Source organism: Bacillus sp. GMs2/2 (genome assembly GCF_050172095.1).
GTDB classification, from domain to species: Bacteria; Bacillota; Bacilli; order Bacillales; family Bacillaceae_G; genus Bacillus_A; species Bacillus_A cereus.
In genome coordinates, this window is record NZ_JBNLYE010000149.1 from 1 (window position 1) to 10,252 (window position 10,252).

The following is a 10,252-nucleotide window of genomic DNA, read 5'->3' on the forward strand; positions in this document are numbered from 1 at the left end:
ATAATAAACAGTTTAAATGAGGGTAGGGGTAACGATGAAATATGTTAGTATTCGAAAAAAACTACTGTTCACACTCTTAAGCATTTCTTCTTTATTTAGCATTGCTCTTATAGTTATTCTTTCATTCGCCATGAATCAAGCAAGTGAAATCGAAACGTTAAAAAATGATGTATCAAAAAGAGCGACGATTTTAAAAGAACGTGGCGATTGGTTCCAAGCACAAGTTGCTGGTTTACAAGAATATTTACTATCACATGATCAAAAAGGATTAGATAAGTTCAACCGAGAAGGGAAAAAATTAGCTGATACTAGAGAGAAAGTAACAAGTGACAAGAAGCTCCCAGAAGGAATGAAAGAAGCTATTTTAATGGGGGGAAAATGGCGTAGCGTCATAGATAATGAGGTACTACCTCTTGCTCGTGAAGGAAAATGGGACGAAGCATCAAAAATTGCTTTAGCACAAACAGATTATGTAAATGATCTTTTAGATCGTTTTAATAAATATACAAATGAAGAGAATGAGAAACGTGACGCATTAATTGCTGACGTCGAGTCTTCTTCATCACTTATTCAATATATTATTTTCTTCTCACTCATTACATGTACATTAACGTCTATTTTATTAGCATGGTGGTTCTCTGGTAAACTCGTTAAACCAATTCGACAAATTGATGAGAAGTTAAAAGAATTAGCTTCTCAAGATGGAGATTTAACGGCTAGATTACACGTAACAAGTAAAGATGAAATAGGTGACATTGCAAATTCCTTTAATCAAATGCTCACTAACTTACAGCATATAATAAAACAAGTTCAACAAACATCAACAAGTGTAAAAGAAGCTTCCGAAAATGTATTTATCGAAACGACTGCTTCTATGGAAAATACCGCAAGGACCCAAGAAACTATGAATGCTCTTGAACACAATATTCGTTCACAAGTTTCTAGCATTGAAGAAAGTTCAACTGCAATGGATGACATGGCAACAAGTGTTCAGCGTATCGCTGAGTCCGCCTCTTCTGTTACTAGTTTAGCTGTCACAACTTCAGAAAAAGCAGATGATGGGAATAAAGTCATTGAGAAATCTATTACACAAATGCACACAATTAACGAAGCTGTTAACGCTACATCACAAGTAGTTGAGCGACTCATTACACATACAAATCATATCGATACTGCACTTCAATCTATTTCGAATATCGCCGAGCAAACAAATTTACTCGCTTTAAATGCTTCTATTGAAGCAGCTCGTGCTGGTGAACATGGAAAAGGATTCGCTGTTGTTGCTGATGAAGTTCGAAAACTTGCTGAACAATCTCAACTAGCCGCAACTGACATTAACCATTTACTGCATCAAATTCAAGCCGATACTAAAATAGCAAATGACATGATGACACAAGGTCAAGCAGAAGCTTCTGAAGGAATTACTGTTATTCGTACTGCCGGATCTTCATTCTCAGAAATTGTTAACCACATTAACAAAGTCTCTACGCAAATGCAAGAAATGTCTGCAACTGCTGAAGAGATGGCTGCAAGCTCTGAAGAAATGAACGCAGCTTTAAATAATATCGCCTCTATTTCAAATGAAGTTGCTGCAGAAACATCACAAACAGCACATTCAGCTGGTGATCAAGTAAACAAAATGAGTATCGTGGCTAACAAATCATCTGAAATGAAAACAATCGTACAAGAACTTGAAGTTCTCATCTCTCATTTCAAAACAAACGCTTAAAGTGAAAATGACACGAGCTCAAAGGTATAGGAAAGAAAGTTTTACAGGTTCTCCTTTTTCACTTTAAAATATCTCTTTCTATCTCTCATTCCGTCTGCTATAATTCCTAAAGGAAATAAGAAAGCTTTATTCCAACTGGAGTAAAGCTTTCTTTCAATTTTTTACATTTATTAATTCTAATACTAAGATTTCACAAAGGAGGCTTTTAATTATATGAATTTTGTAAGTATCAGAAAAAAACTTATATTCATGATGGGAACGATTTGCGCTTTATTTGGCATCGCCTTAGCTTTTATTTTATTTTTTGCTATTGACCAATCTCGTAAAGCTGAAACATTACAAAAAGAAATTTCTCCACTGGCAACAGAATTGAAAGAACGTGGAGACGCTTATCAAGTACAGCTATCTGCTTTAAGAGGTTATTTACTACAACATGATCAAGTCGAATTAGACAAGTTTAATGAGATGAGTAAACGTCTTGAGGATTCAAAAGATAAACTTCTTTCTAATCCAAATCTTTCTTCATCCGTAAAAAGTACAATGGAATTAGGGTCTACTTGGAGAAAGTTCGTTGAAGAAAAAGTATTCACTCTTGCAAAAGAACAAAAATGGGAAGAAGCTTTACAAGTAGCTTCTTCAGAAAACGGAACGGTCTATAAAGTAATTGGTGACTTCACAAATTACAGTAATGAACAAGCTAAATTACGTGAACAATCTATTGAACAAATTGATCAATCTTCACTAGGAATTGAATATGCAGTCTTTCTATCACTTGTTATTTGTATTGTCGTTGCAATTATTCTTGCATGGTGGTTCTCTGGTAAACTTGTGAAACCAATTCAACAAATTGATACAAAACTAAAAGAATTAGCCTCTGAAGAAGGTGACTTAACGGCACGTCTACAAGTAAATAGCAACGATGAAATAGGTGCTATCGCAACATCATTTAATAAAATGTTAGAAAACCTACAACATATCATTAATCGTGTTCAAAAAACATCAGTGGAAGTACAAACCGCTTCTGAAAATATGCTGGAAAAAACGAATACATCACGTGAGGCGACATTAAGAGTCCAAAGCTCGATGTCCAACTTAAATGCAAGTATTCAATCACAAACTTCTAGTATGGAAGAAAGTTCAACTGCAATGGACGATATGGCAGTAAGTGTTCAGCGTATCGCTGAATCTGCTTCATCTGTAGCGGAACTTGCTGTTGCCACATCTGAACATGCTAGCGATGGAAGTACCGTTATCCAAAAATCTGTTTCACAAATGACAACAATACACGAAGCTGTAAATGCTACGTCAGAAGTGGTTGAACGTCTAATCACTCATACGAAATATATTGATACTGCTGTACAATCTATTTCTAATATTGCTGAGCAAACAAACTTACTTGCTTTAAATGCTTCTATTGAGGCAGCTCGTGCTGGCGAGCACGGAAAAGGATTTGCTGTCGTAGCTGACGAAGTTCGAAAACTTGCTGAACAATCTAAAACAGCTGCAACAGACATTAATCAATTACTACATCAAATTCAAAATGATACAGAAACTGCTAGCTCTATGATGTCTCAAGGCCGTTCTGAAGCATTTGAAGGTATCAATGTTATTCGTGAAGCTGGTACTTCTTTCACAACAATTGTGGAACAAGTAAATAAAGTATCTACTCAAATGCAAGATATATCAGCAACTGCTGAAGAAATGGCTGCAAGTGCTGAAGAAATGAATGCTTCACTTAATAACATCGCTTCTATCTCTACTGAAGTATCCAGCGAAACTGCCGCAACGGCGCAATCTGCTGAACAGAAAGTTATTGTTATGAATGAAATGACAGTAACTGCTAGAAAAATGAAACAAACAGTTGAAGAGTTAGATCAACTCGTATCTCATTTTAAAACAGAATAGATGTTCAAAAATATCCCTTCTTTGAAAGAGGGATATTTTTTTGAGCTCATTTCCTGCACATTATGCTCATTTCCGTTATAATGAGAATCGATATCATTAAAGTGTAGGAGGGGCTGCTTATGTCACAAGAAGCATTTGAAAATAAATTACTTGCCAATTTAGAAGCTGTTATTGACCCTGAACTAGGTGTTGATATCGTTAATCTTGGATTAGTGTATGACGTTACAGCAGATGAAAATAATAATGCTGTCATTACGATGACTATGACTTCTATCGGTTGTCCAATGGCTGGGCAAATCGTATCAGACGTTAAAAAAGTATTATCAACAAACGTACCTGAAGTTAATGAAATAGAAGTAAATGTCGTTTGGAATCCACCGTGGTCGAAAGAACGTATGTCACGTATGGCGAAAATCGCATTAGGTATTCGCGACTAAATAAAGTGGAAATTTCATCATTTGCGGATAGCGGGATAAAGAAAAGACCTGACTAGGATGTCAGGTCTTTTCTCTTATTATTTTACACCTACTGCATCATAAGCTTTCGTTACAGCTTGTACAGCTTTAGAGTTTTTACCGTATAAATCTTCAGCTGACTGAAGTGCCGCTTGACGCATCATTTTGAAGTCAGAGTTTGCAGTTAAATATTTCGTAAGCGCACGGTAGTAAATTTTTTCTGTCGCTTCACGGCCCACTCCAGTTACTTTCACGCCGTAATGATCTCCGCCTTCAGAAACTAAATAAGCAGCTTTATTATTAATACTACTGTTAATATGAACGCCGCCATTATCAGCTGTTCCAGTATAACGTTTACTATAGTGATCTGGGTAACCTTCACTTGGTTTTAATGGGTTTGGAATAGACGCTGGATCTTTTAATGAACGAAGCGCATCACCAGGTTTATCAGGTGTATAAATATCAGCACCTAAATCCCAGCTCTTCTTCTCAACCATAACACCCATAATATCAGATAACGATTCATTTAACGCCCCTGACTCATTTTTGTAAACAAGGTTTGCTGTATGTTCAGTTACAGCATGCGTTAATTCGTGACCGATAACATCAAGTCCAGCAGATAATGGAATGAATGTTTTTCCATCGCCATCACCGTACATCATTTGCACACCATTCCAAGCTGCGTTATTCCAAGCTGTACCTACGTGAACAGTTGAAATAAGCTTCGCACCTTTATCATCGAAAGAGTCACGATTAAATGTCTTTTTGTAGTAATCATATACTTTTCCTGCATTTACATGCGCATCAACTGCAGCTTTATCTTCGAAGAACTTAGATTTACTTTCAACTTCTTCTCCTGTATATCCAAGCCATTGTGAGAATAAATTAAACCAGTTCTCGTCCATATTTTCTGCATCAAATGTATGAACACCTTGTCCTCGTTTACCATCAAACAAGTTGAATTGTCCTGTTTTCGTATCTTGAGCAATTTCAAATGATTGTCTAGCACCTAATACTCCGTAACCAAATCCAGTAATGTTATCTACAGCGTTATATTTCTCAATAACATTTCCATTCGTTGCATCAACAAAATAATGCCAATATCCTGGAGCTGGTTTTGAAATCGATGCCTTAACTAAGTATGCAAGGTAGTAATTACCGTCCTTTTCATATACAAATAAATCTTTTTTCACACCGTCATAACTCTTTACTTTACCAATTTCTTTCTCAATATCTGCCTTTGCAATCGTTTCTGCTTGTTCCGCAGTAATGCTTGCAGCTGCAGGAATATTTTTATCATCTAAATTCGGAATAACTTGTCCGAAGAATGCTTTTACATTATTCTCTTTATCAAGTGTAACAGTTTGATCAGAACCGTACACAGGAATGTTATTATGTTTTTCAACTAGCTTCACATGTGTCGTATCAGATTCAGCGTCTTTTTCTTCCCCAACGATATTAAAATGCTTTTCAATATTTCCTGCTAATTTAAACATATCTTTCTTACTCTCTAAGTATTGAAAGACCGTCTCTTTTTTATCTAGTCCTTCCGGTGCTTTCCATTCTTCACCTATGTATGCAGGTGTTTTAAATTCTTGATGATATTGAATTTTTTGTTCTTCCGCTTTCGTTGTCGTTGCCCCAAACGCTCCAAATCCCCCGGCGATAACAGTTAACGCTAATGCTGATGAAATGACTTGCTTTTTCACTATAACATTCCCCATTCCCATAAAGATTTTTGACACTTTTATACAATTCTTATTTTCCCAGCTGATACCTCTACCGAAAATTTGAGAAACATTTTTCAGACAATTCCAATCAAAAAAAGAGGACATCTATCGGATGTCCTCTTTTCTATAAACCTTTTATTGTTTTTTCAATTCAATTGCTAAATAATGAGATTGCTCTTTTGCTTCAATATGAATATCTTCTTCTACCGCTTCCGCTGCATCACGCATAACAAGATTTTCACCATTGATTACACTGCTTCCTTCAATTTGTACAAGATACAATTGACGGCCTTCTTTCACTGGAAAATGAATTTCTTTTCCAGCCTCTAATGATAAGGAGTATAAATTCGCATCTTGGTGAATTTGAATTGGTGCATTTCCTTCTACTGAAGATACCATATGGAACCATTCATTTTCGCGCTTGCTCCAATCAAATTTAAACTCACCATAGTTTGGTTTATGATCCGCACGGTCTGGTAAAATCCAAATTTGTAATAAACGCAGCGTTTCATCGCCTAAATTATGCTCGCTATGAAATACACCCGTGCCAGCACTCATATATTGAACATGTCCACGCTCAATCGTTCCGCGATTTCCCATGCTGTCTTCATGTGTTAAAGCACCATCTACAACGTAAGAAATAATCTCCATATCACGATGTGGATGCATATCAAAACCAGTTTGCGCCGCTACTAGATCATCATTAATAACACGTAACGCTCCGAAGTTCATGTTATTTGGATTATAGTAATTGGCAAAAGAAAAATGAAAATGTGTATTTAACCAACCATGATTTGCTCTGCCCATATTTTTATGATCAATTTTTCTAAACATATCCTTCACCTCATACTATCTCGAATTCGAGATTTATTTTAAAATTTTTTCTTACTGTAACTTTTTTAGTAGTGTTAATAATTGCTTTTGTTCCTCTATATTTAAATTATGAAACTTCTCTGCTTGGAACGTTTCTTGAGGTGGGACGATTTCCTCATATAAAGCTCTTCCCTTTTCTGTTAAAGAAATATGTTTCGTAGTACCCTCTTGTTCACGAAAAATCCACTCAAGCTGCTCCATTTTATTTAAAAGCTGCGTTACATTTCCTTTCGTAACAAATAGCTTATTTCCAAGTTCTTGCTGTGTTAAACGTTCATGTCCTCCAACTTGAGCTAACACATCAAACTGGGCGGCAGATACATTCCATTTTTTCAAATGCTGATTCGTCTCACGAATACTCTTATTATAAAAGCGTGATAAACGAAACCATAATAGTAGCCCTAGTCTATCTTCTGTTTTCATTTCATCACCTCGCTCGTTTCATATCATTAGTTTAGAACTAAACTTAATAAAAGTCAAATACTTATTTTTAATAAGCATAAAAAGCACAGCGCTATTTCTCCACTATGCTTTACATTAACTTTCTACTCTTATATTCATCCAATTTCCTCTCCGCGAACTTCCTCGCATCTTTTTCAATCCACCGCTCTTCGTACCGTTCACTTCCCACATACAATATATCTCTCTTATGCTGCATCGCATGGCGGAATTCATGCAGTAGCGTTTTGAGAACTTGATCATACTCTTCCCACATACAAACGAAAATTAATTGCTTTTCTTTATGATAAAAACCACCTACTGGGAATAGGAACTCTTCTTCCTCTTCCCCTAATGATAGAAGCACATCATTTGCATCACACGTATCACAAAAAATAACGGGCGTTTTACATACTTCAATAAGAGAAAACAAATCCTCTCTCAACTTTTTGACATCCCAAGGAAGCTCCGAATCCAACACATACCAATTCTCTACCTGTTGATATACATTTTGAAACTGGAGTTCCATTTCTCTTTATTCCCCTTTCCAAGCACCCTTTTTCTATATGTATGCCACAATATAGTAAATATTAAACGTATTCTTTCATCCTTGAAAAAATGCCAATAAAAAGGAATCTACTTCGACATAGATTCCTTTTCTGTAATCACTTTTTTTTCATCATTTTTTTTAATACAAAATAACCAATTGCACAAACAATAGCAACAAGTGCAAAGTATTTCACATATGGCCCCGCAACTTTATTAATACTTTCCCACTCTGTTCCTAATTTAAAACCTAAATATACAAACACAATTGACCACGGAATAACAGCTAATGTAGTTAGCGTAATAAACTTAGCATGTGACATTTTCGCAATACCCGCTGGTATCGAAATAGCATGACGCACAACCGGAATAAAACGTGCGGTAAAGATAACGCCAGTTCCATAACGATTAAACCAATCTTCAGCATAATCAATATGTTTCTTCTGAATTAAAATATATTTTCCATATCGCTCAAGAACAGGTCTTCCTCCATATCGACCAATCCAATAAATGAATAGTTGTGCAATTACACCACCAATTGTACCGAACGCGACAGCGCCCCAAAATGTAATGCTTCCTGTTGATACTAAATAGCCTGCATAAGACAATACGATTTCACTTGGAATAACCTCTAGCATTAATCCAAGCATAATTCCCCAATAACCAAGTCCTTCTAAAAAAACTAAAACCGAATGAATCAACTCTCCTAACATCATGTACCTCTCTTTACTGTTTTCATCACCAAAATAAAAGTACAAGCAGGAAATATCTTGTACTTTTATTTTTTTAATTTAGTTAGTCTTCGTATCCCACTTAAAGATTTTATTTAAGAATTTATATACATTCTTCGACTCTTTTGTCAGAAGTGGGCCTAAAATGGATAGTATAAGCACGTATAGTGCTGAGAATGGTTTCAGTACTGACATTAAACCACCGGCGATACCGATATTAGCCATAATGATGGAGAACTCTCCTCTTGAAACGATTGTTAATCCGATATTTGTTGATGCTTTATGAGATAATCCAGCTTGTCTTCCTGCAATCATTCCTGCTACAAAGTTACCGATTATCGTAAGAAGGACAGCACCTAACGTTAACCATATCGCTCCGCCTAATGAGAACGGATCAATACTTAACCCGAAGCTGAAGAAGAAAATAGCTCCGAAAAAGTCTCTAAATGGAACAACAAGATGTTCAATTCGGTCACTATGCTCTGTCTCAGAGAAAACTAATCCTAGAAGAAGTGCTCCAATTGCTTCTGCAACGTGAATTGTTTCTGAAAAACCAGCAATGAAGAATAACGAAGCAAATACTACAATAATAAAGACTTCATCTGAGCTAATATTGAGCAATTTATTTAATAACGGCGTAGCCTTTCTAGCTACTATAAAGAATAGAAGCATATATCCTAAAGCAATTCCAATTGAAGTAAGGGCACCTAAGAAGGAAGCGTGATCCCCAAGTACTAAACCAGAAACAACTGATAAATATACAGCAAGGAATATATCTTCAAACATAATAATTCCTAAAATTAATTCGGTTTCATTATTACCAGTTCTTCTTAAGTCCACTAACACTTTAGCAACGATAGCGCTAGAAGAAATCGTAATAATACCCGCAATAATTAAGATTTCTAATAATGGGAATCCCATTATAAATCCGTATAACAAACCAAGTGAAAAGTTAATTAAAATATAAATCGTTCCGCCAATCGCAATAGAGCGTCCAGATTTAATTAGTTTTTTCATTGAAAATTCTAATCCTAGATAGAATAGAAGGAATAGAACCCCAATCCGTCCAAGGAAAGAAATTACACTTGCACTTTCAATAAATTTGAGATCGATAACACCTATTGTCGGTGCATGCGGTCCTACTAACATTCCAAGAACGATTAGAAAAGGAATTACTGAGAATTTAAATTTTCCAGCAATTACTGCTGCAATTGCCACTAAAACTAAAGCTGTACCAACTTCAAAAATTAACGTATCCATCTAATCAGTCCCCCCTATTTGAAAGTAATTCATTAATGATTTTTTTAATTTCTTCTCTCTCACCTGAAACTACAAGCATATCTCCTTCTTCAATTACTGTTTCTGGTCCTGGATTAAATAGCTTCTTCATGTTCTTCTTCATAACCGCGATTATTGTTACGCTATATGTTTTTCTTATTTCAAGATCGCCAATTGTTTTTCCGATTGCTGGAGCTGTATTCTCCACCTTGAACCACTCAATCGCTAAACCTTCAAAAACCATCTCAACATTTTCTAACGCCCTAGGCTTATATACCATTCCACCTAATATTGCAGCGATTTGTCTTGCCTCTGAGTCACGTAGTGAAATACTTGAGATGCTTTCTTCATGGTCTGAATCAAAATGATACATTTCTCTACGACCATCATCATGAATGACAATTACCATCTTTTCATTACCTTTCGTAACGATTTGAAACTTATAACCAATACCCGGAAGTTCACTTTCTCTAATATTCATTTTTAGCTCCTCCATAACTTGTTTATTTTAATTTTCTGTTTTTCTGTCTTTTATTCATCCAATCAACTTTAGAAATTCTAACCACT

Annotated in this window: 10 protein-coding genes; 3 read left to right on the top strand and 7 right to left on the bottom strand. The window is 35.7% G+C overall.

The annotated features are described in order from the left end of the window. Positions 1-34: 34 nt before the first annotated feature. The 3 genes from ACQGS6_RS17490 to ACQGS6_RS17500 all read left to right on the top strand — a co-directional run bounded on the left by ACQGS6_RS17490 (position 35) and on the right by ACQGS6_RS17500 (position 4,071). The gene (locus ACQGS6_RS17490; protein ID WP_426965355.1) at positions 35-1,729 is read left to right on the top strand and encodes a methyl-accepting chemotaxis protein; all 1,695 of its coding nucleotides are present in this window, start codon (positions 35-37) and stop codon (positions 1,727-1,729) included. Positions 1,730-1,942: 213 nt separating this feature from the next. Next, entirely contained in the window at positions 1,943-3,634 is a 1,692-nt protein-coding gene (locus ACQGS6_RS17495) for a methyl-accepting chemotaxis protein (RefSeq protein ID WP_001012188.1), read from the top strand. Positions 3,635-3,753: 119 nt separating this feature from the next. Next, the gene (locus ACQGS6_RS17500) at positions 3,754-4,071 is read left to right on the top strand and encodes a metal-sulfur cluster assembly factor (protein WP_000076422.1); all 318 of its coding nucleotides are present in this window, start codon (positions 3,754-3,756) and stop codon (positions 4,069-4,071) included. A 77-nt stretch (positions 4,072-4,148) separates the two neighbouring features. Here the strand turns inward: ACQGS6_RS17500 and ACQGS6_RS17505 are convergent, their stop codons facing one another. The 7 genes from ACQGS6_RS17505 to ACQGS6_RS17535 form a co-directional block, all read right to left on the bottom strand. Then, positions 4,149-5,798, bottom strand: coding sequence for a M4 family metallopeptidase (locus ACQGS6_RS17505; RefSeq protein ID WP_043308787.1), 1,650 nt, complete (start codon positions 5,796-5,798; stop codon positions 4,149-4,151). Positions 5,799-5,954: 156 nt separating this feature from the next. Then, positions 5,955-6,653 carry a pirin family protein gene (locus ACQGS6_RS17510; protein WP_000488643.1) on the bottom strand — a complete coding sequence of 233 codons (699 nt, stop codon included), beginning with the start codon at positions 6,651-6,653 and terminating at the stop codon, positions 5,955-5,957. A 51-nt stretch (positions 6,654-6,704) separates the two neighbouring features. After that, positions 6,705-7,115 (bottom strand): MarR family winged helix-turn-helix transcriptional regulator, encoded by a 411-nt coding sequence (locus tag ACQGS6_RS17515; RefSeq protein WP_000845481.1) that lies wholly within the window; start codon positions 7,113-7,115, stop codon positions 6,705-6,707. A 109-nt stretch (positions 7,116-7,224) separates the two neighbouring features. Then, on the bottom strand, positions 7,225-7,659 hold the full coding sequence (locus ACQGS6_RS17520) for a DUF3920 family protein (RefSeq protein WP_000422800.1): 435 nt from the start codon (positions 7,657-7,659) through the stop codon (positions 7,225-7,227). A 136-nt stretch (positions 7,660-7,795) separates the two neighbouring features. Continuing rightward, positions 7,796-8,389: a DedA family protein gene (locus ACQGS6_RS17525; protein ID WP_000900221.1), complete on the bottom strand. Its 594-nt coding sequence runs from the start codon at positions 8,387-8,389 to the stop codon at positions 7,796-7,798. A 78-nt stretch (positions 8,390-8,467) separates the two neighbouring features. Then, on the bottom strand, positions 8,468-9,667 hold the full coding sequence (locus ACQGS6_RS17530; RefSeq protein ID WP_326318529.1) for a cation:proton antiporter: 1,200 nt from the start codon (positions 9,665-9,667) through the stop codon (positions 8,468-8,470). 4 nt (positions 9,668-9,671) lie between these two features. After that, positions 9,672-10,166, bottom strand: a complete 495-nt coding sequence (locus ACQGS6_RS17535) for a cation:proton antiporter regulatory subunit (RefSeq protein ID WP_001026075.1) — start codon at positions 10,164-10,166, stop codon at positions 9,672-9,674. Positions 10,167-10,252 lie beyond the last annotated feature (86 nt).